25 protein-coding genes are annotated in these 24651 nt (G+C 60.3%); 23 read left to right on the forward strand and 2 right to left on the reverse strand.

Features of this window, described 5'->3' with window-relative positions; translation table 11 throughout:
• Positions 1-11: 11 nt before the first annotated feature.
• The 17 genes from B472_RS05400 to B472_RS05480 all read left to right on the forward strand — a co-directional run bounded on the left by B472_RS05400 (position 12) and on the right by B472_RS05480 (position 15260).
• Positions 12-1226, forward strand: a complete 1215-nt coding sequence (locus B472_RS05400; RefSeq protein ID WP_019425947.1) for a methyltransferase — start codon at positions 12-14, stop codon at positions 1224-1226.
• 37 nt (positions 1227-1263) lie between these two features.
• A complete protein-coding gene (bchC, locus tag B472_RS05405; RefSeq protein ID WP_019425948.1) occupies positions 1264-2217 on the forward strand; it encodes a chlorophyll synthesis pathway protein BchC in 954 nt (317 codons plus the stop codon).
• Positions 2214-3218 carry a chlorophyllide a reductase iron protein subunit X gene (locus B472_RS05410; RefSeq protein ID WP_019425949.1) on the forward strand — a complete coding sequence of 335 codons (1005 nt, stop codon included), beginning with the start codon at positions 2214-2216 and terminating at the stop codon, positions 3216-3218. The genes bchC and B472_RS05410 overlap by 4 nt, the downstream gene beginning before the upstream one ends.
• 53 nt (positions 3219-3271) lie before the next feature.
• Positions 3272-4834 (forward strand): chlorophyllide a reductase subunit Y, encoded by a 1563-nt coding sequence (bchY, locus tag B472_RS05415; protein WP_019425950.1) that lies wholly within the window; start codon positions 3272-3274, stop codon positions 4832-4834.
• Entirely contained in the window at positions 4831-6357 is a 1527-nt protein-coding gene (bchZ, locus tag B472_RS05420; RefSeq protein WP_019425951.1) for a chlorophyllide a reductase subunit Z, read from the forward strand. Before bchY ends, bchZ begins: the two co-directional genes overlap by 4 nt.
• 140 nt (positions 6358-6497) lie before the next feature.
• Positions 6498-6641, forward strand: coding sequence for a light-harvesting antenna LH1, beta subunit (gene pufB, locus B472_RS05425; RefSeq protein WP_019425952.1), 144 nt, complete (start codon positions 6498-6500; stop codon positions 6639-6641).
• A gap of 44 nt (positions 6642-6685) precedes the next feature.
• Positions 6686-6910: a hypothetical protein gene (locus B472_RS05430; protein ID WP_019425953.1), complete on the forward strand. Its 225-nt coding sequence runs from the start codon at positions 6686-6688 to the stop codon at positions 6908-6910.
• A 10-nt stretch (positions 6911-6920) separates the two neighbouring features.
• Positions 6921-7130, forward strand: a complete 210-nt coding sequence (gene pufA / locus B472_RS05435) for a light-harvesting antenna LH1, alpha subunit (protein ID WP_019425954.1) — start codon at positions 6921-6923, stop codon at positions 7128-7130.
• Positions 7131-7214: 84 nt separating this feature from the next.
• Positions 7215-8051 (forward strand): photosynthetic reaction center subunit L, encoded by an 837-nt coding sequence (gene pufL / locus B472_RS05440; RefSeq protein ID WP_019425955.1) that lies wholly within the window; start codon positions 7215-7217, stop codon positions 8049-8051.
• A gap of 51 nt (positions 8052-8102) precedes the next feature.
• The gene (gene pufM, locus B472_RS05445) at positions 8103-9080 is read left to right on the forward strand and encodes a photosynthetic reaction center subunit M (RefSeq protein ID WP_019425956.1); all 978 of its coding nucleotides are present in this window, start codon (positions 8103-8105) and stop codon (positions 9078-9080) included.
• On the forward strand, positions 9077-10138 hold the full coding sequence (pufC, locus tag B472_RS05450; RefSeq protein ID WP_026039354.1) for a photosynthetic reaction center cytochrome PufC: 1062 nt from the start codon (positions 9077-9079) through the stop codon (positions 10136-10138). The genes pufM and pufC overlap by 4 nt, the downstream gene beginning before the upstream one ends.
• A 29-nt stretch (positions 10139-10167) precedes the next feature.
• Entirely contained in the window at positions 10168-10980 is an 813-nt protein-coding gene (locus B472_RS05455; protein WP_019425958.1) for a hypothetical protein, read from the forward strand.
• A complete protein-coding gene (gene crtD / locus B472_RS05460; RefSeq protein ID WP_019425959.1) occupies positions 10973-12505 on the forward strand; it encodes a 1-hydroxycarotenoid 3,4-desaturase CrtD in 1533 nt (510 codons plus the stop codon). Before B472_RS05455 ends, crtD begins: the two co-directional genes overlap by 8 nt.
• Complete coding sequence (locus B472_RS05465) at positions 12502-13365, forward strand: carotenoid 1,2-hydratase (RefSeq protein WP_019425960.1); 864 nt, start codon at positions 12502-12504, stop codon at positions 13363-13365. Before crtD ends, B472_RS05465 begins: the two co-directional genes overlap by 4 nt.
• A 104-nt stretch (positions 13366-13469) precedes the next feature.
• On the forward strand, positions 13470-13622 hold the full coding sequence (gene pufB / locus B472_RS05470; RefSeq protein ID WP_026039355.1) for a light-harvesting antenna LH1, beta subunit: 153 nt from the start codon (positions 13470-13472) through the stop codon (positions 13620-13622).
• Between the two features lie 12 nt (positions 13623-13634).
• A complete protein-coding gene (locus tag B472_RS05475) occupies positions 13635-13826 on the forward strand; it encodes a light-harvesting protein (protein ID WP_019425962.1) in 192 nt (63 codons plus the stop codon).
• A gap of 51 nt (positions 13827-13877) precedes the next feature.
• Positions 13878-15260, forward strand: a complete 1383-nt coding sequence (locus B472_RS05480; protein ID WP_019425963.1) for a PucC family protein — start codon at positions 13878-13880, stop codon at positions 15258-15260.
• A 214-nt stretch (positions 15261-15474) separates the two neighbouring features.
• On the opposite strand, the gene B472_RS05485 is transcribed toward B472_RS05480, so the two are convergent.
• Together B472_RS05485 and B472_RS05495 are read right to left on the reverse strand one after the other, a co-directional pair.
• Positions 15475-15768, reverse strand: coding sequence for an RNA-binding protein (locus tag B472_RS05485; protein ID WP_019425964.1), 294 nt, complete (start codon positions 15766-15768; stop codon positions 15475-15477).
• A 685-nt stretch (positions 15769-16453) separates the two neighbouring features.
• Positions 16454-17215 (reverse strand): aspartate/glutamate racemase family protein, encoded by a 762-nt coding sequence (locus tag B472_RS05495; protein WP_019425966.1) that lies wholly within the window; start codon positions 17213-17215, stop codon positions 16454-16456.
• Between the two features lie 509 nt (positions 17216-17724).
• Here B472_RS05495 and B472_RS05500 point away from each other — a divergent pair.
• From B472_RS05500 to B472_RS05525, 6 genes are all read left to right on the forward strand, one after another.
• Entirely contained in the window at positions 17725-19341 is a 1617-nt protein-coding gene (locus tag B472_RS05500; RefSeq protein ID WP_116798596.1) for an ABC transporter substrate-binding protein, read from the forward strand.
• Positions 19342-19437: 96 nt separating this feature from the next.
• Positions 19438-20391: an ABC transporter permease gene (locus B472_RS05505; RefSeq protein WP_019425970.1), complete on the forward strand. Its 954-nt coding sequence runs from the start codon at positions 19438-19440 to the stop codon at positions 20389-20391.
• A gap of 21 nt (positions 20392-20412) precedes the next feature.
• Positions 20413-21306, forward strand: coding sequence for an ABC transporter permease (locus B472_RS05510; RefSeq protein WP_019425971.1), 894 nt, complete (start codon positions 20413-20415; stop codon positions 21304-21306).
• 7 nt (positions 21307-21313) lie between these two features.
• A complete protein-coding gene (locus B472_RS05515; RefSeq protein ID WP_019425972.1) occupies positions 21314-22375 on the forward strand; it encodes an ABC transporter ATP-binding protein in 1062 nt (353 codons plus the stop codon).
• Positions 22372-23382 carry an ABC transporter ATP-binding protein gene (locus B472_RS05520; RefSeq protein WP_019425973.1) on the forward strand — a complete coding sequence of 337 codons (1011 nt, stop codon included), beginning with the start codon at positions 22372-22374 and terminating at the stop codon, positions 23380-23382. The genes B472_RS05515 and B472_RS05520 overlap by 4 nt, the downstream gene beginning before the upstream one ends.
• A 37-nt stretch (positions 23383-23419) precedes the next feature.
• Complete coding sequence (locus tag B472_RS05525; protein WP_019425974.1) at positions 23420-24622, forward strand: amidase; 1203 nt, start codon at positions 23420-23422, stop codon at positions 24620-24622.
• The last annotated feature ends 29 nt before the right edge of the window (positions 24623-24651 follow it).

Below are 24651 nucleotides of genomic sequence, written 5' to 3' on the forward strand. Positions count from 1 at the left end.
AAGGAACCCCCATGTCCCAACCGCTGGATCTGGCCGCCCTGCAGGCCCCTTCTTCTGCCACCTCTTTCAAAGATGCGTGGCAAGCCCGCTTAGAGCGCTGGTATGCACACCCTGGCCTCTACCGCTGGTCACTGGGCAACCCCTTCACGCGTTGGTTGACGCAACGGCGTACCCGTAAGTTGTTCGATTTGATGGCGGGCTTTGTGCACAGCCAAGTCCTGTTGGGTTGCGTGCGCTTGGACCTGTTTCGCACTTTGCACCAAGCCCCCGCCGATTTGACCAGTCTGGCACAGCGCACAGGCTTGGCGCCTGCGGTTTTGCAGCGCTTGCTGCTCTCCGCCGTGGCGCTGGGGCTGCTGGAGCACCGCAGCCAGGGCCGTTTTGGCTTGGGCCCCTTGGGTGTGCCCTTGGCGCAGCACGAGGGCATTGCGCAGATGATCGAGCACAACCACCTGCTCTACCAGGACATGCAAGACCCCGTGCAGTTTTTGAACAACGCCTGGAGTGGCGGCATGGCCGAGTATTGGCCTTATGCCCACGAAAAACCGGCCGTTGCCATGCCTGCGTCGGAAGTGGACAAGTTCACCCGTTATTCACACCTCATGGCCGCATCGCAAGGTTTTGTGGTGCAAGAGATCTTGTCGTCCTACTTTTTTGACGAGCACCGCTGCGTCCTCGACGTCGGGGCGGGCAAGGGCCGTTTTGTCAGTGAGTTGGCTGCGCACGCCCCTCACCTGACGTTCAAGATGTTCGATTTGCCCCCTGTGTTGGCGCTGGCCCGTGAAGGCCTGCAAGCCAAAGGCTTGGGCGATCGCGTGGCCTTGCACCCCGGCAGTTTTCTGGACGACCCCTTGCCCGAAGGGGCCGACCTCATCACCTTGGTGCGCGTGGCGCACGACCACCCCGATGCGGTGGTGCGGCAAATTTTGCAAAAGGCCTTTGCGGCATTGCCTTTGGGCGGCGTCTTGTTGCTCGCCGAACCCATGGCGCAACCCGACGAAGAAGCAGGGCAGCCCGAGGCCTCGGTCGATGCTTATTTCCACTTTTATCTGCTGGCCATGGGTGCAGGGCGGCTGCGCACGCCGCAAGAGCTGCAAACCATGATGCAAGAGGCCGGTTTCACCCACATCGAGCAGGTTCCCAATGCCATGCCGATCCACGCACGCATCCTTGTGGGGCGTAAATCTCAGTGTTTACCCTTAATTCATCAAGATAGTGTCAGTTAACATTGACATATCTTGATGTAAGACAAAAAATACAACCATGAAATCCCAAGCCGTCGTTTTCAACAGCCCCAAGCAACTGAGCTTGCAGGCGCTGGATTTGCCCTCGCTGCAAGCGGGACAGATCGAAGTGGCCGTGGAGTTCAGTGGCATCAGCACCGGCACAGAGCGCATGCTCTGGGACGGCAGCATGCCCCCCTTCCCAGGCATGGGTTACCCCTTGGTGCCCGGTTACGAGACGGTGGGCCGTGTGGTCCGCAGCGCCTCAGACAAGGGTGTGCAAGTGGGGCAACGCGTGTTTGTGCCGGGTGCCAACTGTTTCACGGGCGTCAAAAGCCTGTTCGGTGGTGCGGCCTCGCATTTGATGGTCACCGAGCAAAAAGTGGTGCCTGTTGCGGATCATTTGGGTGCGCAAGCCGTGCTGCTGGCGCTGGCCGCCACGGCTTACCACGCCGTTTCAGGTGGTGGTCAACAAGCGCCATTTGAGGCACCTGAACTCATCATTGGCCACGGTGTCATGGGCCGCCTGCTGGCGCGCCTCACGGTGGCTGCTGGCTTGCCTGCCCCGACCGTGTGGGAAACCCAGACCGACCGATTCTCGGGGGCAGAGGGCTACACCGTCATGCAGCCGCAAGACGACCCACGCCGTGACTACAACACCATCTATGACGTGAGCGGCGACGGCAGCCTGCTCGACAGCCTGATCCAACGCCTGCGCCCCGGTGGCGAGTTGGTGTTGGCCGGTTTTTACAAACAAGATTTGAAATTCGCCTACGCCCCGGCCTTCATGCGCGAAGCACGCATGCGCATCGCCGCCGAGTGGAAGCGCCCCGACCTGTTGGCCGTCAACGAACTGGTGCACACCGGTCGCTTGTCGCTCGACGGTTTGATCACCCATACCCAGCCATCGACACAAGCTGGTTCAGCCTACGAGACAGCCTTCGGAGATGCGAGCTGTCTCAAGATGATCCTTGATTGGAGTGCCAACGCATGACTACCGACACCACTGTTCAGCCCATTAAATTTGTTGAAGTGTTGCGCCGCGAGGCCGACGTCGAACCCGACGCCGTCAGCACCAGCGAAGTGACCAAAGAAACCCAGATCATTGCCATTTATGGCAAAGGCGGTATTGGCAAAAGCTTCACGCTGGCCAACCTGTCTTACATGATGGCCCAGCAAGGCAAAAAAGTGCTGCTGATCGGCTGCGACCCCAAGAGCGACACCACCAGCTTGCTGTTTGGTGGCAAGGCTTGCCCCACCATCATCGAGACCTCCTCGCGCCTCAAGCTCTCTGGCCAGGCCGTGAGCATTGGCGATGTGTGCTTCAAGCGCGATGGCGTGTTCGCCATGGAACTCGGTGGCCCAGAAGTCGGTCGCGGTTGCGGCGGCCGGGGCATCATCCACGGCTTTGAAACCCTCGAAAAACTCGGTTTCCACGACTGGGGTTTTGACTATGTGCTGCTCGACTTTTTGGGCGACGTGGTGTGCGGCGGTTTCGGCCTGCCGATCGCCCGTGACATGTGCCAAAAAGTCATCGTGGTCGCCAGCAACGACTTGCAGTCGCTGTATGTGGCCAACAACGTGTGCAGCGCGGTCGAATACTTCCGCAAGCTCGGCGGCAACGTGGGCGTGGCCGGCATGGTCATCAACAAGGACGACGGTACAGGCGAGGCCCAGGCTTTTGCCACCAACGCCGGCATCCCCGTGCTGGCCGCGATCCCTGCCAACGAAGACATCCGCCGCAAGAGCGCCAGCTACGAAATCATTGGCCGTCCTGATGGCGAGTGGGGCCCGTTGTTCGCCGAATTGGCCAAGAACGTGGCCGAGGCACCGCCCCAGCGCCCCAAGCCCCAGACCCAAGACCAATTGCTGGGCCTGTTCAGCGCCGACGTGGTCGGTCGCAACGTGGTGCTCGAGCCCGCCACCGTGTTCGACATGGTGGGCAAGCACGAAGACATCAAACCCTCGCTGGAAGTCGTCTACGACGCGGCTTGAGCCTTGTTGCACCCCCCCGCTGAAAAACACGCTGACACATCCAGGACACGGCCATGACACGCACCATCCCGATTCACCCCAGCCCCAAAGCTGCTGATCCTGCCAACCCGGCGGGGCTGCAAGGCGACGGCATGGGTTGCCACGCTGGGACAGAGGCCATGGTGGCCGCAGCCAAAGAAGCGGGCAAGTCCGAGGTGCTCGACCAATACGCCCGCGACTACCCGCGCCAGCCCGATGCCGGACCACACGACCAGCCGCAAAGCATGTGCCCGGCGTTTGGTTCGCTGCGCGTGGGTTTGCGCATGAAACGCACGGCCACGATTTTGTCGGGTTCGGCCTGCTGCGTGTATGGCCTGACCTTCACTTCGCACTTTTACGGTGCGCGTCGCAGCGTGGGCTATGTGCCCTTCAACTCCGAGTCGCTGGTCACGGGCAAGTTGTTCGAAGACATCCGCGATGCGGTGCACGCCGAGGCTGACCCTGAGCAGGTGGACACCATCGTCATCATCAACCTGTGCGTACCCACCGCCAGTGGTGTGCCGCTCCAGCTCTTGCCCAAAGAGATCAATGGCGTGCGCATCATCGGCATCGACGTGCCCGGTTTTGGCGTACCCACCCATGCCGAAGCCAAGGACGTGCTGGCCGGTGCGATGCTCAAATACGCCCGCGAAGAAATCATGAGTGGCCCGGTGGCCGCGCCCCGTGCCGGTCGTGGCGACTTGCCCACGGTGGCCCTGCTCGGCGAGATGTTCCCGGCCGATCCGGTCATCATCGGCCAGATGCTCGCCCCCATGGGCCTGGCCGCAGGCCCCGTGGTGCCCACCCGCGAATGGCGCGAGTTGTACGCCGCGCTCGACTGCTCGGTGGCTGCCGCCATCCACCCGTTTTACACCGCCAGCGTGCGCGAATTCAAAGCGGCGGGTCGCCCCGTGGTGGGTTCGGCCCCTGTAGGTTTGGAGGGCACACAAGACTGGTTGCAAAACATCGGCCAGGCGGCAGGCATCGCGCAGGCGCAAATCGATGTGGCGCGCAACCAAGCCCTCGCGCAAATGCGCGGTTTGTTGATGCAAAAGCCGATTTCGGGCCGCATCACCCTGAGTGGCTACGAAGGCTCTGAGTTGTTGGTCGGCCGCTTGCTCATCGAATGCGGTGCCGATGTGCGCTATGTGGGCTCAGCGTGCCCCGCCACCGAGTGGAACGCACACGACATCGAGTGGCTCAAAGCCAAAGGCGTGCAGGTGCAAATGCGCGCCTCGCTCGAGCAAGACCTCAATGCCATGTACGAGTACCGGCCGCAGTTGGCCATTGGCACCACACCGGTGGTGCAGATCGCCAAACAAAACAGCGTGCCTTCGCTGTACTTCACCAACCTGATTTCGGCCAGGCCCCTGATGGGTGTGGCCGGCGCGGGTTCGCTGGTGCAGGTGGTGCAAGCGGCCATGGGCAACCAGGCCCGCTTTGACGCCATGAAGGATTTCTTTGGCGATGTAGGGGCAGGCCACGCCGCAGGCGTGTGGGAGTCCGTACCCAAAGACCGCCCCGAGTTCAAGGCTGAAACGCGCCGCCAAATTGAAAAGCTCTTGAAAAAGCGCAAAGCCGAGGAGATGGGCTCATGAACCAAGTGTCTCCACCCCCCAGCTCGGTGGCCAAGCCCAAATCGCCCCTCATCTTGGACCACGACCGCGCAGGCGGTTACTGGGGTGCGGTGTACGTGTTCACCGCCATCAAGGGCTTGCAAGTCGTGATCGACGGCCCTGTGGGTTGCGAAAACCTGCCCGTGACCTCTGTGCTGCACTACACCGACGCATTGCCCCCACACGAGTTGCCCATTGTGGTGACGGGCTTGGCTGAAGAACAGCTGGGTCGCGAAGGCACCGAAGGCGCCATGAAGCGTGCCCATGCCACCCTGGACCCCGAACTTCCTGCCGTGGTGGTGACCGGCTCGATCGCCGAGATGATCGGTGGTGGCGTGACGCCCGAAGGCACCAACATCGCGCGCTTTTTACCGCGCACCATCGACGAAGACCAGTGGCAATGCGCCAACCGCGCCATGTATTGGCTCTGGAGCGAATACGGTCTGCGCAAAGTGCCTGCGCGCAAACCCTTTGAAGAACGCCCCGTGGGCGAAAAGCCCCGCGTCAACATCATCGGCCCATGCTACGGCACCTTCAACAGTGCCAGCGACCTGGCCGAAATCCGCCGCTTGGTGCAAGGCATCGGGGCCGAGGTCAACATGGTGTTCCCGCTGGGCAGCCACCTGGCCGATGTGTCACGCTTGGTGGAAGCCGATGTGAACATTTGCATGTACCGCGAGTTCGGCCGCATGTTGTGTGAGGCGCTGGAGCGCCCCTACCTGCAAGCGCCCATCGGGCTGCACAGCACCACCCACTTTCTGCGCAAGCTGGGCGAGTTGCTGCACCTGGACCCTGAGCCTTTCATTGAGCGCGAAAAGCACACCACCCTCAAGCCCATGTGGGACCTGTGGCGCTCGGTCACGCAAGATTTCTTTGCCACCGCGAGCTTTGCGGTGGTGGCAGGCGAGACTTATTCGCGGGGCCTGAAAAACTTCCTTGAAAAAGAAATGGGCTTGCCCTGTCGCTTCAGCGTGTCGCGCACTGCAGGCAACAAAACAGACAACGCCAGTGTGCGTGATTTGGTCAAAACCCAAACGCCATTGATCATGTTTGGCAGTTACAACGAACGCATGTACCTGAGCGAGATTTCGGGCGGCAGTCCGATGCGCGCGGCTTTCATTCCCGCATCGTTTCCGGGCGCCATCATCCGCCGCCACACTGGGACCCCCTTCATGGGTTACAGCGGCGCGAGCTACCTGATTCAAGAGGTGTGCAACGCGTTGTTTGATGCGCTGTTCCACATCCTGCCCTTGGGCACCGACATGGACAAGGCCCCGGCCACACAAGCGCGTGGCGTGGCGCCCCCCAACGCCAGTTGGCAAGACCAGGCTCAGCAACGCCTGCGCGATGTGGTGCAAAGCCAACCGGTGTTGGTGCAGATCTCTGCGGCCAAACGCTTGCGCGATCAAGCCGAGCAGCTGTCGCAAGCGCAAGGCCAAAACGAGGTGACTGAAGCCCATGTGAACGCGGCCAGCCGCGAACTGGGCTTGGGGGTAGCGGCATGAGCCACACCCGGATCAACACAACAGCAGGGGCCGACATGTTCGGTGCCTTGACCCCGATGTCGTGGCCTTTGGCTGCGGATGCCCATCTGCGCGGGCTGTGCGCAACCCGGGTCGCAAGGCCTCTTTAGAAGGAGCAAAACATGTCCACCAAGACATCAATATCCGGACTCACCGATGAGGAAGCCCAGGAGTTCCACCACTACTGGATGCAGGGCACCGTAGGCTTCACAGCAGTTGCTGTGTTGGCCCACATCCTGGTCTGGGCGTGGCGTCCCTGGTTCTGATTCAGAGCCTGATTTTTCAACCATAGATTGACGGAGTCACGGTCATGCAAAACACCACCCACCTCAACGAGACCCATTCGCGTGCGGATGAGTCTCCTGCTTACTGGTCCATTTTCCTCATCGGATTCGGATGCCTGTTTGTGGTCGTCGTTCTGGCCAAACTGGTCGGCGTTCACTGGCGGGATTTGTTGCCCGGTGCTGAAGATGCCAAGAGCATGAGTCAGGGGGTCAAAGCTGCTGTGTACACCTTCATGTCCCACATCATTTAGGAGATTCACCATGTGGAGAATTTGGCGACTTTACGACCCTTTGCGTGCCATGGTGCTGCAGGGTATTTTCTTGTTTGGCCTGGCCGCGATGATTCACCTCATCTTGCTCAGCACCAACAAATTCAACTGGCTCGACGGCGCGAAAAAACCCGTAGCAGCATCGGCGCAAAACTCGCCGCTGCCCGCTGCTGTGGCTTCGCTCCCAGCGCCCAAGTCCTGATCCAGGACTTGCCGTCCAGGTGCTGCCATTGAACCCCGCTCAATGCAGCACCTGTTCATCCACTGAAAGCAGGAGGACCCAACCATGGCCATGCTGAATTTTGAGAAAAAGTACCGTGTTCGCGGTGGTACCCTGCTGGGTGGTGATTTGTTCGACTTTTGGGTCGGCCCGTTTTACGTCGGATTTTTCGGCGTCACAACCCTCTTCTTTTCGTTCCTGGGCACGGCGCTCATTTTGTGGGGAGCCTCACAAGGCCCGACCTGGAACCTTTGGCAAATCAGCATCGCACCGCCTGATTTGTCGTACGGCCTGCGCTTTGCACCCCTGATGGAAGGCGGCCTGTGGCAGCTCATCACGGTGTGTGCCCTGGGCGCCTTTGGCTCGTGGATGATGCGCGAGGTCGAGATCTGCCGCAAGCTGGGCATGGGCTTTCATGTGCCCGTGGCTTTTGGTGTGGCGATCTCTGCGTACTTCACTTTGGTGGTGATCCGTCCTGTGCTCATGGGTGCATGGGGTCACGGTTTCCCGTACGGCATCTACAGCCACTTGGACTGGGTCTCCAACGTGGGCTACCAGTACCTGCACTTTCACTACAACCCGGCGCACATGATCGCCGTGAGTTTCTTCTTCGCCAGCGTGTTTGCATTGTCCTTGCACGGTGGTTTGATTTTGTCTTCCACCAACCCCGCACCGGGCACCGTGGTCAAGACACCCGAGCACGAAGACACCTTCTTCCGCGACATCATCGGCTACTCGATTGGCACCTTGGGCATCCACCGTTTGGGTTTGTTCTTGGCCTTGGCCGCCGTGCTGTTCAGCGCCCTGTGCATCGTGCTCAGCGGCCCCTTCTGGAGCCGTGGCTGGCCCGAGTGGTGGAGCTGGTGGCTGAACATGCCGATCTGGTCACAGTGGCCCGTCTGAGACGGTCTGAACACACACAGACTGAATCCAAAGAATTGAGGAGTTAAGCAAATGGCCGACTATCAAAACCTGTTCACCACGGTGCAAGCTGTGGGTCCGGTACACCAAGGGGTGCCACTCGGACCCGGCAACAGCCCTCGCACGGGGCAGCCCCTGATCAACTACTGGGTGGGCAAGCTGGGCAATGCGCAGCTGGGTCCGATTTACTTGGGCGGTTTGGGCCTGATCTCGCTGATCCTGGGCCTGATCGCCTTCACCCTGATTGGCATGAACATGCTGGCTTCGGTCAATTACGACCCGATTCAGTTTGTGCGCCAACTGTTTTGGCTCTCACTGGAGCCACCTGCACCCAGTTACGGCCTGAGCATGCCGCCCCTCAACCAAGGCGGCTGGTTTCTGATTGTCGGCCTGTTCCTCACCGCATCGGTGTTGTTCTGGTGGGCCCGCACCTACCGCCGCGCGGTGGAGTTGGGCATGGGCACGCACATCGCCTGGGCTTTCGCTGCAGCCATTTGGTTGTTCCTGGTGCTCGGTTTGTTCCGCCCCATCTTGATGGGTTCATGGGGTGAGGCTGTGCCTTACGGCATCTTCTCTCACCTGGACTGGACGGCAGCTTTCTCGCTGCGCTACGGCAACCTGTTCTACAACCCCTTCCACGCTTTGTCCATCGTGTTCTTGTACGGCTCAGCCCTGTTGTTTGCCATGCACGGTGCCACGATTTTGGCGGTGACCCGTTTCGGTGGTGAGCGCGAGATCGAGCAAATCACCGATCGCGGCACGGCCTCAGAGCGCGCCGCGTTGTTCTGGCGCTGGACCATGGGCTTCAACGCCACGATGGAATCGATTCACCGCTGGGCTTGGTGGTTTGCGGTGCTGTGCCCCATTACAGGCGGCATTGGCATCTTGCTCACCGGCACGGTGGTGGACAACTGGTACCTGTGGGCCATCAAACATGGTGTGGCACCGCCATACCCCGAAATTTTCCCAGGGATGGTTGACCCTGCGCTGAGCACTGGAGCCAAGCCATGAACATGACTATTTCTTCCACAACAGGCTGGACCGGCCGCATGGTCAAAGCTTTGGGACTGACACTGGCGGGTTTGGTGTTGGCGGGCTGTGAGCGCCCGATTCCCGAATCCGTACAAAGCGGCTACCGGGGCACCGGTATGGCGCAGATCTACAACGCCCGCTTGCTCGAGGTCAAAACCGACCTCAACCAACCGCCCGCAGTCATTCCATCACCTGGATCGGAAGGCCCCAAGGCTTCGCAGGTTTACAAAAACGTCAAGGTGCTGGGCAACTTGAGTGTGGGTGAGTTCAACCGGCTCATGGTCTCGATGACCAGCTGGGTGGCCCCCAACGAAGGCTGCGCCTACTGCCACGCCTTGCCCAACTTTGAAGACGACAGCAAGTACACCAAAGTGGTGGCCCGTCGCATGGTCGAGATGACGCAACACATCAACTCGGATTGGCAGCCGCACGTCGCCCAAACCGGGGTGACTTGCTACACCTGCCACCGTGGCGAGCCTGTGCCCAATGCCATCTGGTTCAAAGCCAACCACCAGCCTTATGGCTCCAACTTCATGGGTGACAAGGCGGGCCAAAACGAGCCTTCTCCAGTGGTCAATTTGTCCTCTTTGCCCAACGATCCGTTCACACCGTTTTTGCTGGGCAATGAAAACATCCGTCTGAATGGTCCGACAGCGCTGCCATCGGGCAACCGCCAGTCGATCAAGCAGGGCGAGTGGACGTATGGCTTGATGACCCACATGTCGACCGCATTGGGTGTCAATTGCACCTATTGCCACAACACGCAGTCGTTCCAGAACTGGGAAATCAGTCCCCCACAACGCACGACGGCTTGGCATGGGATCCGCATGGCGCGTGACCTGAACCTGACCTATATGGAGCCTTTGACCGAGGTGTTCCCGGCGCACCGAAAGGGGCCTTTGGGTGACGTGGCCAAGATGAACTGCGCGACTTGCCACCAAGGTGCTTACAAGCCACTGAATGGCGCACCGATGGCCAAGGACTTCCCTGAGTTGCTCAAACCCGCATTGGCTGCTGCCAAAGTGGCGGCCAAGTAGTCTCAGCAGCGCCATACCGGACACCCGTCATGGAAGCCAGCACCTCACTTCATGACCCACTGTCCGGTGTGGTGGTGGTGCTGTTGGCCGACTTTTTGCGGCAGCACCAAGGATGGGGTTGGTTGCGCTTGGTCGCCGGTGCGACGCCCTACAAAGAAGTGCCCGGCCTGACCATGATCAAGGTCATGGGCAGTGGTCACGGCGGGGGTTTTAGCCTCAGGCCCAGTGCCACGCACCAAGGCCTGATCTGCAACTTCAGCCACCTCGATTTGGCACTGCGGTTTTTGGACAGTCCGGCCGTGCAGGCTTACCGCAGTCGCGCCCGTGAGTGGTGGACTGGCGTGATGTCGGTGCAATCGGCCAGGGGCCATTGGGACAAGCAAGCTTGGCAATCCACCAGTCCAGAGGCTTTGGGCCAGCACACAGGCAGCGAAGAAGCCCAGCGTGCCCCTTTTGCGGTGCTGACACGGGCGAGCATTGTGCCCACCAAGGCCATGGCGTTTTGGCGCTATGCACCCGCTGCACAAGCCGATTTGTCGCAAGCCCCAGGTTGCTTGTTGGCCATGGGTTTGGGGGAGGCCCCTTTGGTGCGTCAATGCACTTTCAGCCTTTGGAAAGACACGGGCAGCATGCTGCAGTACGCCCAGCAGGGGGCGCATCAAGTGGCCAGTGCGGCCGCTTACAAACACCAGTTTTTCTCGGAATCTCTTTTTGTTCGCATGCAGGTTTTGCAAATGGCGGGCGTCTGGATGGGCCGCAGTTATGAACCGCAGGTGCTCAAACTCTCGGCCGCTCCCCCTGTCGATTTGAAGGCGTCGGCCTTGGAGCCCAGCCATGTCTGAGCAACGGGTGGTCATCGTCGGTGCCGGTATGGGCGGCTTGTCCAGTGCCATTGCCCTGGCTTACCAAGGTTTGCATGTCACCGTGGTGGAGGCTGCTGATGCCCCCGGTGGCAAGGTGCACAGCCGCGAAGTCAATGGCGCCCACATTGACAGCGGCCCCACCGTGTTCACCATGCGCTGGGTGTTCGACGCCTTGCTGCGCAGTGTGGGCACGAGCGTCGAGTCTGAGATGCGCATCAAGCCGCTGCAGGTCCTGGCACGCCACTTTTGGCCCGATGGCAGCCAACTCGATTTGTCGGCTGACGCGCGCGAGAGCGAAGCGGCCATTGCCGCATGGTCAAGTGGCGACGAGGCCCGCCGTTTCCGAGATTTTTGCAAAACCACGCGCCAGCTTTACGCCACGCTGGAAGGCCCCATGATCCGCGCCCAGCGCCCCAGCATGGGCGGTTTCATGGGCGACTTGGGGTTCAAAGGCTTGGGTGTTCTGGCCCAACTCGGTCCCATGCGCAGCCTGTGGCAGCAACTGGGCCAACAATTTTCCGATCCGCGTTTGCGTCAATTGTTTGCACGCTACGCCACCTATTGCGGCTCATCGCCCTGGGAGTCGCCAGCGACCTTGATGCTGATTGCGCAAGTGGAGATGGACGGCGTTTGGTCGGTGGAGGGTGGCATGCATGGCATGGCCCAAGCGCTGGCCCGTGTCGCCCGACGTCACGGTGCGGTGTTCCGCTACCAAAGCACTTGTCAGCGCATCGAACAGCGCCAGGGCAGGGTGTCGGGTGTGCACTTGCAGTCGGGTGAGTTTTTGCCTGCAGACCGTGTGATTTTCAATGGCGATGCCGGTGCTTTGCGCCAAGGTCTCTTGGGTGAAGATGTCCGCAGGGCTGTCCCTCGGGACGCCCCGCCGCGTTCTTTGTCGGCGCTGACATGGTCCATGCACACCCCCACTGAGGGCGTCAAGCTGGACCGCCACAACGTGTTTTTTCAAAGCACCTACGCCAGCGAGTTCGAGGACATCTTCGAACGCCAGCGCCTGCCGCACAGCCCCACGGTCTATGTGTGCGCGCAAGACCGGCCCGCGCAGCTGGCGCCCGGCCTGGCCGAGCGTATTTTTTGTTTGGTCAACGCCCCCGCCTGCGGTGATGGCAACGGCATCACCGAGGAGGCCATTGAACAATGCCAAACCCGCACCTTTCAGCACCTTCAGCAGCTGGGTCTGTCACTGCAGCCCACGCCGGCCAACAGCCTTCGGACGACACCGCAGGATTTCCATCGGCGTTTTCCGGCGAGCGGGGGGGCGCTGTACGGGCAGGCGACGCACGGCTGGACCAGCATCTTCAGCAGACCTGGCTCCACCACACCCCTGCAGGGCCTGTATCTGGCGGGGGGCAGCGTGCATCCGGGGCCGGGCGTGCCGATGGCAGCCTTGTCCGGGCAACGGGCGGCCGAGGCTGTGATGGCGAGCCTCGCTTCAACCAAAACGTTCCAGACGGGGGCTACCTTTGGTGGTATGTCGACGCCATGAGTGACGACGGTCAACACGGCATCACCCTCATTGCCTTTGTCGGCAGTGTGTTTTCGCCTTACTACGCCTGGGCGCGTCGACGTGGCCGGGCCAATCCCGACAACCACTGCGCCCTGAATGTGGCCATCTACAGCAAAGGCCAAGGCCGTTGGGCCATGACAGAGCGGGGTAAACGCCACTGTTCGCGCACCGAGCGCCAGTTCACGATCGGTCCCAGTCAAATGAGCTGGGACGGTGATTGCCTGAACATTGACATCGACGAAGTCTGTGTGCCCATTCCGCGACGCATTCGGGGCCGCATCAAATTGTGGCCTCAGCAGTTGTTTGCCTATTCGACACCGCTGGACGTGGGTGGTCGCCACCGCTGGGGGCCTTTGGCGCCATCCTCTCGCATCGAGGTCAATTTGAGTGCCCCCGATCTGAAGTGGCAAGGCCATGCTTATCTGGACTCCAACGAGGGCGATGAACCTGTAGAGCAGGGCTTTCACACTTGGGATTGGTCACGTGCCCGCATGCGCGATGGCAGCACGGTGGTGTTCTACGACATGCAAGCACCTGGCACCGAAGACCGTGTGCTGTCGCTGCGTTTTAGCCCCAAGGGCACGGTCGAGCCCATGGCCACGCCGCCCGTGCAGAACTTGTCCAAGACCGGTTGGCGCATCGATCGCCGCATGCGCAGCACGCAAGCCGTGCGCGTGCACGAACAACTCGAAGACACGCCGTTTTACCAGCGTGCCTTGCTGCAATTTGATCACGCGGGTGAGCCTTTGCTTGCCTTCCACGAAACCCTGTCGGTGCCACGTTTGGTGTCACCGGTGGTTCAAGCCATGCTGCCCTTTCGCATGCCAAGGCGGGCTTGAGATGAACACCCTTGAACGTGATGTCAAGGCAACCCCATTCCTGGCCGTGGTGGCCAAGAATAGCCCTCGTGCGGGCCGTGCACGTCTTCTGCAAGGAGAAAACTATGTCTAACTCAGACAAAGTCTGGCCAACGGGACTGACCCAGGCCGAATCGGAAGAGATTCACCGTAATCTCATCCAGGGTACGCAGATTTTCGGCATGATTGCCGCATTTGCTCACCTGTTGGCCTACATCTATTCACCCTGGCTCAAGTAAAGGGGACAACTCATGATCTATTCGAAAATGTGGTTGGTGGTGAAACCTTCTGTGGGCATTCCAGTGTTCATTGCGGCCGTGGCAATTGCCTCGTTCAGCGTGCACCTGGCTTTGACCATGAACACCACGTGGGTGAAGGGCTTCCTCAATGGCGGCGCCAAAGTCGTTGCAACCGCTCCGGCGGATGCTGCGGCGAAAAAGTAAGGGGCTTGCCCCGCCGAAAGGCCAGGCGCGCGAGCGCCTGGTCCTTCCTTTATGAACAAAACCAACACATCGTGGACGCAATCGCTGGCCAATTTGGGGCCACGCTTTTTGCCTTTTGCCGACGCCGCCAGTGAAGATTTGCCACTGTCGCGTTTGCTGCGTCTGTCGCTGTTTCAAATTTCTGTGGGCATGGCCATGGTCATGCTCGTGGGCACCCTCAACCGCGTGATGATTGTGGAGCTCAAAGTCTCCGCCACGCTGGTGTCCTTCATGGTGGCGCTGCCCCTGCTCATTGCCCCCTTGCGTGCGCTGATCGGCTTTCGCTCTGACAACCACCGCTCGCAGCTGGGTTGGCGCCGGGTGCCCTATATATGGATGGGCAGCTTGCTGCAGTTTGGTGGGTTCTCCATCATGCCTTTTGCCCTCTTGGTCCTGGCGGGTGCGGGTCAGTCCAGCCAGGCCCCGGCGTGGGTGGGCCAAGTGGGTGCGGCAGGGGCCTTCCTTTTGGTGGGCCTGGGCATGCACACCGTACAAACCGCCGGTCTGGCGCTGGCCACCGACTTGGCCCCGCCAGAGCGTCAACCCCAAGTGGTGGGCCTGATGTACGTCATGCAACTGATCGGCATGATTGGCAGCGCCTTGATGCTGGGCTATTTGCTGCACGACTACAGTCCCGGCCAACTCATTCGTGTGGTGCAGGCTGTGGCGGTGACCACACTGGTCTTGAACGTGATCGCGCTGTGGAAGCAAGAGCCGCGCAGCCGCTTGCGCAAACCTGGCACGCCCATCGAGCACACCTTCGCCCAAGCCTGGCAGTTGTTTTGCCAAGGCCCCAACACCGTCCGGCGATTGCTCGCGGTGGGCCTGGGCACCATGGCCTTCACCATGGAAGATGTGTTGCTCGAACCTTATGGCGGTGAGATTTTGCACATGAGCGTGTCCAGCACCACCTTGCTGTCGGCCACGCTGGCCTTGGGCGGTTTGCTGGGATTTGCCTGGGCCTCTCGTGTGTTGGGACGGGGAGGCGATGCCTACCGCATGTCGGGTTGGGGTGCTTGGATCGGCTTGCCGGCTTTTGTGGCTGTCATCGGCGCGGCCCCCTTGGCCTCTCCCACGGTGTTTGTGTTGGGCATCTTTTTGATTGGCTTGGGTGGCGGCTTGTTCGCGCACGGCACCCTCACAGCCAGCATGCAGTTGGCGCCACCCGGTCAGGTCGGTTTGGCCATGGGGGCTTGGGGCGCCGTGCAAGCGACGGCCGCGGGCGTGGGCATGGCCATTGGCGGCATCGTGCGCGACGCCGTGGCCATGGTCAGCAGCCCGGTCATGGGTTACTCGGCGGTGTACCTGATTGAAATCGTGTTGCTGGCGCTGACCTTGTGGGCGATGGGACCTTTGATGCGCTCTGCTGTGCGACCCCAACCCAACTCTGCATAATCAACTTCTTTTCAATCCCTCACCTCGACCCACCACCCAAGGACTCACCATGGAAATCAAACACATCCTCATCATCATGTTCGCGGTTTTCTGCCTGTTCATGCTGGCCAACTGGTTCAACCGCCCCCGCAAGTAAACCCCGCCTCGGTCACGGGGTGATTCCCCCAAAAAAAAGCCACCTTGCGGTGGCTTTTTTGTGGGCGACTGAATCGGTTCAGTTGCGCGTGTCGCGGTAACCGCTGCCATAGCCGGTGCTCGGCTCTTTGGGCTTGGAGATGTTCACCACGATCGAGCGACCGCTGACCGACATGCCGTTCAGGCCGGTGATAGCGGCTTGGGCTTCTTCGGCGCTGGACATTTCCACAAAGGCGAAACCTTTGGAGCGGCCAGTGTCGCGGTCCATCATGACTTTGGCCGACAAGACGCCGCCAAATTCAGAAAAGTTTTGACGCAAGCTGGCGTCGTCGATGGTGTAGGGCAAGTTGCCCACGTAAATTTTGCTGCTCATGGTTGAGCCTTTCAGAGAGGTGGCGTGGCGGTTTCAAAACGAAGCCGACATGCAGGAAAAAGCGGATTCTTGGCAGATGCCCAGAAGCCGCAGGGAAACGCGCCGGAGACCTTGAGGCCTTAGCGCATTTGTTCGGGGCAGGGGCTGTTTTGCAGCCAGTCGCGCGTGGTGTCGAGGACACGGCGCGCAGCATGTTGGGTGAAAGCACAAGCCGAGCGATGCTGGGCGGCTGTCAGGTCCAGGCCTTGCAGAGCAGGGCGGGCCTGGCGCAAAGCCCTGGCAGTTGTGGTTCGGCCAAGGCCGGTGCAAAAAGGGTGTGTCGAGGGCGAAGCGACCGGGGAGCCCGTGCGGGTGTTTATCGGGGAGATCAAAATCAATTGGATCGCAAACCATCCAGGGGCTTGCGCAGAGCTGTGAGAAAAATGCCGAGGCCTGCAGCTCAACAGGAGACGGTGTTCGAAGTCAATCGATGCCAATGCAGACGCCTTGTGAGCCTTCTGCGTGTTGTTCATGCGGGTGGTGCAGAACAAACGGTGACTATATTCCAAAATGAAATAAAAGTCAAATTTTTTATTTCAATCAGTTTGAAGGAGGTTGGAGCATCTCCAACTGTTGACAGCACACGCATGCGGTGGGCGCTTCAAAGCGCGAAAGAATTCGACAGGGGGAATTGTGCCGTTTTGGCTCACCCATGGCCCTTGGGTGGCACCTGCGAAAAGGCTTCGGGCAGGCCCACCCATGGGGCGTAAAAACCATCATGGGCTGTCGGCCCAGCGATGACTTGCTGCTGCTGCAGCAAGACCTCCCAACCGGCTTGGGCGCTGTCGATCAGGGGCAGCGTGCAGTGGTCTTGCAGCAACCGGGCGTAACCGGCAAGACCTGCGCCACCCAAAATGATGCTGGACACGCCAGTCTGCGCCGCGTTTTGGCAAGCTTGTCCGAGGCAGCGAAGTGCCATGTCTGGGTCGGCCTGCAGCGCTGCTCCGGTGGGGGCCACGGTTTCAATGTGCCGCAGCAAGTCACCATAACCCAGCCCGTTGGCCAGCCGCTGCAGCATGGGCTTCCAGCGTTCGCCGCCAGTGACGATGGCAAAGGGCCCAAGCGCAGCGGCCTGAATGAAAGAGGCTTCGGCCAGGCCGGTGACCGGACAAGCACTGACCTCGCGCAGGGCGAACAAACCCGGGTCGCCAAAGCAGCCAATCAGCACGCCGTTCAAGGGCGCCTGTGGCGAACCCCGTTCCGTGGTCCACACATCCAGGCAAGCATGAGCCGCCACCGCATGGCTGGCTTCACAGGCAATGTAGGGCGCGCCAAATCGGGCCGTCTGCACTCGCAGCTGAACGTTCAAAGGCAGCAGCGGTTGTAAGACCTCCTGCAGACGTTGGGTGGTCAAGGGGTTGGTGTTGGGGTTGATCAACAAAAAACGGCGTTGTGCGGTGGTGTCCATGGTGCATATTCCTTTTCACTGCCCGTGCGCAGGGTTGGCGGCCTTTGGGTGTGGTGTCCGCAAAGGCTCGGGGTCAAACCATTCACCCTGCCTGAAGTCCGTATGCCAGGGGTATGGGGCCGATGGATGATGGGTCATGGTGCTGGCGTTTGGACGATGGAAGCGGGTTTCATTGCATACAAAGAAAACACCAAATTGGGGTGTGACTCCATAGGTGCAAACCAGAATGGTGCCAGAAAACACCATTTTTGTGCTTTATTTTCACAGCTAAATGGACCTTTGAATGCTTTGGCTTCATTCGACAGACGGATGGTTTGACCGTCATAACGGGCACGGCGATTGCATACAAAAAGTGCTTGCCAGACTTTTGAAGCTTATGTTAGTTTACGGGACCGATCTGTTGGTTCCTTAGGTCTGGTGCTCAATTTTTCAACGCACTTTTTTCTGGAGTCTTGATGATGAAGCGGTCTATCCTTTCCACTCGTTTGCCCACATCTTGGGCGTTCACCATGGCTGTCGGGATGGGGCTCAGCGCCATCTCCATGGCCGTTCAGGCGCAAGAAAAAGTCTTGCGCATTGCCATGACGGCGGCGGACATTCCCCGAACGCTGGGGCAGCCTGACCAAGGCTTTGAGGGCAACCGGTTCACCGGCATCCCGATGTACGACGCCTTGACCCACTGGGACTTGTCCAAAGCCGATGCGCCCAGTGTGGTCGGACCAGGCTTGGCCACCTCATGGACGGTGGGTGCGACCGACAAAACCAAATGGACCTTCAAACTGCGCCCTAACATCAAGTTCCACGATGGCTCGGCGGTCAACGCCGATGCCATTGTTTGGAACGTGCGCAAGGTCTTGGACAAAGACGCCGTCCACTTTGACGCCAGCCAGGTGGGCGTGACCGCTTCGCGCATGCCCACACTGCGCAGCGCTCGAAAAATCGACGACCTGACGGTGGAACTGACCACCAGTGAGCCCGATGCTTTCTTGCCCATCAACTTGACCAATTTGTTCATTGCTTCCCCCAGCCATTGGCAAAAGAAATTTGATGCCGCTGCGGGCGCCACGCCTGCCGACAAATCCAGGGCAGCCTGGACTGCATTTGCCGCAGATGCCTCTGGCTCCGGCCCCTTCAAGATGGCCCGATTCGTGCCGCGTGAGCGTTTGGAAATGGTGGCCAATAAGACCTATTGGGATCCCAAGCGCATGCCCAAGGTCGACCGCGTGGTGCTGGTCCCCATTCCTGAGGCCAATGCCCGCACCGCTGCTTTGCTCGGGGGTCAGGTCGACTGGATCGAGGCCCCCGCCCCCGATGCCATGCCGCAAATTCGCCAGCGTGGTTTCAGGATTGAAAGCAATGCCCAGCCCCATGTCTGGCCTTGGCAGTTGTCCTTTGCAGAAGGCTCACCCTGGTTGGACAGACGGGTACGCCATGCGGCCAACCTGTGTGTTGACCGGGAAGGTCTGAAAACCCTCTTGGGCGGCATGATGGCGGCCCCCAAAGGCACCGTGCCTCCGGGTCACCCTTGGTGGGGCAACCCCAAATTTGACATCAAGTACGACGTGAACGCGGCCAAGGCCTTGATGACGCAAGCGGGCCACAGCGCCGCCAAACCCCTCAAAGTCAAGGTGCAAATTTCGGCGTCGGGTTCAGGCCAGATGCAGCCTTTGCCCATGAACGAGTTTGTTCAGCAGTCGCTCAAACAGTGCTTCTTTGATGTGCAGTTCGACGTGATCGAATGGAACACCTTGTTCACCAACTGGCGTCGTGGCGCCAAAGACCCAACAGCCAACGGTGCTGACGCCATCAACGTGAGTTACTCGGCCATGGACCCCTTCTTTGGCATGGTGCGCTTCACCAGCACAGGCACCTTCCCACCGGTGTCCAACAACTGGGGTTACTTTGGCAACCCAGAGTTTGAAAAGCTGATTGCCGATGCCCGCACACAGTTTGACGACAAGCGGCGCGACGATGCGCTGGCCAGGTTGCACGCGCGCATTGTCGAAGAGGCACCTTTTGTCTGGATCGCCCATGACGTGGGTCCCCGCGCCATGAGCGCCAAAGTCAAAGGCTTCGTGCAACCCCGCAGCTGGTTTGTCGATTTGGCGCCCGTGTCGATGGACTGATGGTCCCGGTGTGGGCCTTCAGGCCCACACCCCAGGGTGCGCAGCCAGGCCATGCTTGGCTGCGCATCGTTTTGATTGCAGTTTTGGAGTGATGGCATGCTCGGCTTTTTGTTGCGGCGTCTGATTTATTCCTTGCCCATCATGTTGGGGGTGGCGCTGGTGTGTTTTGGCTTGGTGCACTTGGCACCGGGTGATCCTCTGGTGTCGATTTTGCCGCCGGACGCATCGGCCGACTTGCAGGCGCAGTTGATCGAGTTGTACGGCTTCAACCGTTCCTATCCTGAGCAATTTGTGACTTGGGTTTGGCGTGCCTTGCAGGGTGATCTGGGGACATCGATTGCCAGCAACCGACCGGTGGCGACCGAGGTCATGACCGCCGTGGGCAACACCCTGCGATTGGCCATGCTGGCCACGTTGATCGGCTTTGTGCTGGGTTGTTTCTTTGGTTTTGTCGCTGGGTACTTCCAGAACTCCTGGCTGGACAAGTTCGCTTCTTTGCTCTCAGTGCTGGGCGTCAGCGTCCCGCACTACTGGCTGGGCATGGTCTTGGTGATTGTGTTTTCTTCGATCCTGATGTGGCTGCCGCCGGGTGGCGCTGGGCCGGGGGGTTCCAGCCAGTGGGTTTGGGACTGGGAGCACGTCAAGCACATGCTCTTGCCTGCCATCACCATGAGCGTGATCCCGATGGGCATCATTGCGCGCACGGTGCGGGCCTTGGTGGCCGACATCTTGGCGCAGGAGTTCATTGTGGGTTTGCGCGCCAAGGGATTGACCAATTTGGGTATTTTTTGGCATGTGGTCAAAAACGCCGCCCCCACGGCCTTGGCGGTGATGGGCTTGCAGCTGGGTTACTTGCTCGGGGGCTCGATCCTGATCGAGACGGTGTTTTCCTGGCCAGGCACGGGCTTCTTGCTGAACTCGGCCATCTTCCAGCGCGACTTGCCTTTGCTGCAAGGCACGATTTTGGTGTTGGCCATGTTTTTTGTGGTGCTCAACCTCATCGTGGATGTGATCCAGACCTTGCTGGACCCTCGCATTGCACGCGCTTGATCACGACCCCAAGGAATTGACATGACTTCATTGAATGGGGCTGCCAGCCCCGTGCTTCCGCTGGTGTATGAGCGCTCTGCCGGTTATTGGGAAACCGTGTGGCGGCGGTTTTTGCGTGACAAAGTGGCCGTGGGTGCCGCTTTGGTGGTGCTGTTGTTGATGGTGCTGGCTGTTTTAGGGCCCTGGCTCGCGCCGATGGACCCCTACCAGTCCGCCATGCTCAAACGCCTCAAGCCGATTGGCTTTGAAGGCCACCCCTTGGGCACCGACGAGTTGGGCCGCGACATGCTCAGCCGCTTGATGGTCGGTGCCAGGTTGTCTTTGTTCATGGGCATCACTCCCGTCATTTGTGCCTTCGTCATCGGCTCCTTGATCGGCATCACCGCCGGTTACATGGGTGGTTGGATCAACAGCGTGATGATGCGGACCATCGACGTTTTTTATGCCTTTCCTTCGGTCTTGTTGGCCATCGCCCTGTCGGGTGCTTTGGGGGCGGGCATCACCAACTCCCTGATTTCCTTGACGATTGTGTTCATACCGCCTTTGGCGCGCGTGGCCGAAAGCGTGACCACGCAAATTCGGGGGCGTGATTTTGTGGAGGCGGCCAGGGCCTCGGGCGCGTCCGCTTTCACCATCGTGCGGGTGCATGTGCTGGGCAATGTGCTGGGGCCGATTTTTGTCTACGCCACCAGTTTGATCGCGGTGTCCATGATCCTGGCCTCGGGGCTGAGCTTTTTGGGCCTGGGGGTCAAACCTCCTGAGCCGGAGTGGGGCTTGATGCTCAACACCTTGCGCACCGCCATTTACACCCAACCCTGGATTGCCGCTTTGCCTGGGACGATGATTTTCATGACATCGATTGCTTTCAACCTTCTGGCCGACGGTTTGCGCTCGGCCATGGAAATCAAACAGTGAGGTCCGAATGACAATGGCCAATGATGAGGCGGGTGGATCCAGCCAGCCGATGCTCTCGGTGCGTGGCTTGGTCAAGCACTTTCCACTCAAGAAAGACTTGTTGGGGCGCAGCGCGGGCGTGGTGCGCGCCGTCGATGGGGTGAGCTTTGATGTGTTCAAGGGCGAGACCCTGGGCGTGGTGGGCGAGTCCGGTTGCGGCAAGTCGACCACGGCGCGTTTGCTCATGCAGCTGATCACGCCCGACCAGGGCGATCTGGTGTTCGACGGCCAGACGGTGGGCAGCAAGTCGCTGCCCTTGAAGGACTATCGCCGTCAGGCCCAAATGGTGTTTCAAGACAGCTACGCGTCCTTGAATCCACGCCTGACCATGGAAGACTCGATCGCATTTGCCCCCATGGTGCACGGACTGCCCGAGCGCGAGGCCATTGACCGGGCGCGTGATTTGCTCGAACGGGTGGGGCTGTCGCCGCAGCGCTTTGCCGAGCGTTACCCCCATGAGTTGTCAGGCGGGCAAAGGCAGCGTGTCAACATTGCCCGGGCTTTGGCTTTGCAGTCGCGTTTGATCATCCTGGACGAGGCGGTCTCTGCCTTGGACAAGTCGGTGGAAGCGCAGGTGCTGAACCTCTTGCTCGACTTGAAAGAGGCGTTTGGCCTGACCTACATCTTCATCAGCCACGACCTGAATGTGGTGCGTTACATGAGCGACCGGGTCATGGTGATGTACCTGGGCCAAGTGGTGGAAGTGGGCGACAGTGAAACCCTGTTCAAGCATGCCGCGCACCCCTACACCCAAGCCTTGCTCTCGTCCATCCCGACGCTGGACCCGGATCGGCGCACCGAAACCCCGCCTTTGGCGGGCGACCCACCCAACCCCATCAACCCACCCAGTGGCTGCCGTTTTCACACCCGTTGTGTGCACGCCCAAGCCATTTGCAGCGACAAGATGCCGGTGCTGGCCCAAGCTCAACATGGCCAGCAAGTGGCCTGCTGGATGCATGTGGCCGGTGCAGCGCACACCGGGGCACCCGCCGTTCAAAGCAGGGTCATCCCCTCGGAGGTCGCAGCATGAAACCAGACACGCCTACCCCCGCATTTGTCGACATCCGTCAACTGCATGTCACCTTCACCGGCGGCAAAAAACCTGTTCAGGCCGTTTCGGGCGTGGACTTGCGCGTGCAGCGCGGCGAAGTGGTCGCCCTGATTGGCGAGTCAGGCTCTGGCAAAAGCGTCACCTTGCGGACCTTGCTGCGTTTGCATGCCGAAAAGAAAACCCAAATCACCGGGCAAATCCGGGTGGGTGATCAGGATGTGCTGTCGCTGTCGCAGGACCAGCTCAGCCGATTCCGTGGACGCGTGGCTTCCATGATTTTTCAGGAGCCCTTGCTGGCGCTGGACCCGGTTTACAGCGTGGGCCAGCAAATCATCGAAACCATTCGCCGGCACGAAGATGTGAGCGAGGACACGGCCAGGCAGCGGGCCTTGGCCTTGTTTGAGCGGGTGCGCATTCCCAGTCCAGAGCGTCGTTTGCAGGCTTACCCACACGAGATGTCGGGCGGCATGCGCCAGCGCGCCATGATTGCCCTGGCCCTGGCTTGCCAGCCCCAGTTGCTGCTGGCCGATGAACCCACCACCGCATTGGACGCGACCGTCCAAATCCAGATCCTGCTGCTCTTGCGTGAACTGCAAAAAGAAATGGGCTTGTCGGTGATTTTTGTCACCCACGACATCGGTGCTGCGGTGGAGGTGGCCGACCGGATCGCCGTGATGTATGCCGGCCGCATTGTGGAAGAGGGGCCCGCCCGCACACTGATGCGCGAGCCCCGGCATCCCTACACCCGCGCTTTGCTGCAAAGCCGGGCTGACGGGGCATTGGCCAAAGGCCAGCGCCTGGAAACCATTGCCGGCTCACCCCCTGACTTGACCAATCTGCCACAGGGCTGCGCCTTTGCCAGCCGTTGCAAGATGGCGGTGCCCGAGTGCAATGCCACACGCCCGGACATCACCTGGTTGGCCGATGGCCACAGTGTTCGCTGCCTGCTGGCCCAGCCCCAGCCGCAGTCCCCGCAATTGGCCTGATCCATGGGAATGATCATTTTTTCAAAGTGAGTTGAACATGAGCCGACACACCGACGTCTTGTGGGACAAAGCCCACGCCTTCATGCCTTACACGGCCAGCCCCGTGGCCCATGCGGCCACGGGTCCTTTGTCGGGTCTGAGCTTTGCGGCCAAGGACATCTACCACGTCAAGGGCTACCCCACCAGCGGTGGCCAACCCATGCTCATGGCCTTGTGGGGTGTTCAGGACCGAACGGCCCCGGTGGTGCAAAGCTTGCTCGACGCCGGTGCCCGCTTTGTCGGCAAAACGGTCACCGACGAACTGGCCTTTTCCATGAACGGGCAAAACGCCCATTTCGGCGCGCCCATCAATGGCGCGGTGGCCGAACGCATCAGCGGCGGGTCCTCTTCGGGCTCGGCATCTGCCGTGTCCAACCGCCTGTGCGATGTTGCTTTGGGCTCAGACACCGGTGGCTCGGTGCGTGCCCCGGCCAACCATTGCGGTTTGGTGGGCATGCGGCCCAGCCACGGCCGCATCAGCTTGCAAGACACCATGGCCTTGTCGCCGAGCCTGGACACTTGTGGCTGGTTTGCCCGTGATGTGCCCACCTTCGCCCGTGTGGCAGATGTCTTGTTGGGTGACGATGCGCAGCCCTTGCCCGAGCAGATCCGCGTGTTGGCCCCCACCGACATGTGGGCGCTGGCCACACCGGGGGCCCTCAAAGCTCTGAAGCCTGTGCGTCAAAAAATAGAGCAATGTTTGGGCAAGGCCAAACCGGTTCGCATCATGCAGGGTGACATGGACACCATGTATTGGCATTTCCGCGCCATTCAGGGGCGTGAGGCCTGGGACGTGCATGGCGGTTTTCTTCAGCGTTTCCAGCCGGTGCTGGGTGCTGCGGTGGCCCAGCGCTTTGATTGGTCCTCCAAAGTCACGGACGAGCAAGTGGCCAAGGCCCGGGCTTTTCGCGAAGGCTGGCGCACCCACATGCAACACATCTTGGGCACCGACGGCGTGCTCTTGATGCCCACCATGCCCGATGTGGCCCCTTGGATCCGTCAGACCGATGCCGAACTGGAAGACTACCGAAACCGCGCCACCAGCTTGCTGTGTGTCTCGGGCATGGCCGGCTTGCCGCAAGTGAGCTTGCCGCTGGCCAGTCACCAGGGGGCACCTTTGGGCATCTCTTTGGTGGGACCCGAAGGCTCAGACCGCAGCCTGGTCCAACTGGCGGAACACATCCACCGCGCTTGGTCCTGAAACCCGCAGGGTCATCCCATGCGAGCGGC

It is taken from the genome of Limnohabitans sp. Rim28, from assembly GCF_000293865.2.
Lineage (GTDB): Bacteria > Pseudomonadota > Gammaproteobacteria > Burkholderiales > Burkholderiaceae_C > Limnohabitans_A.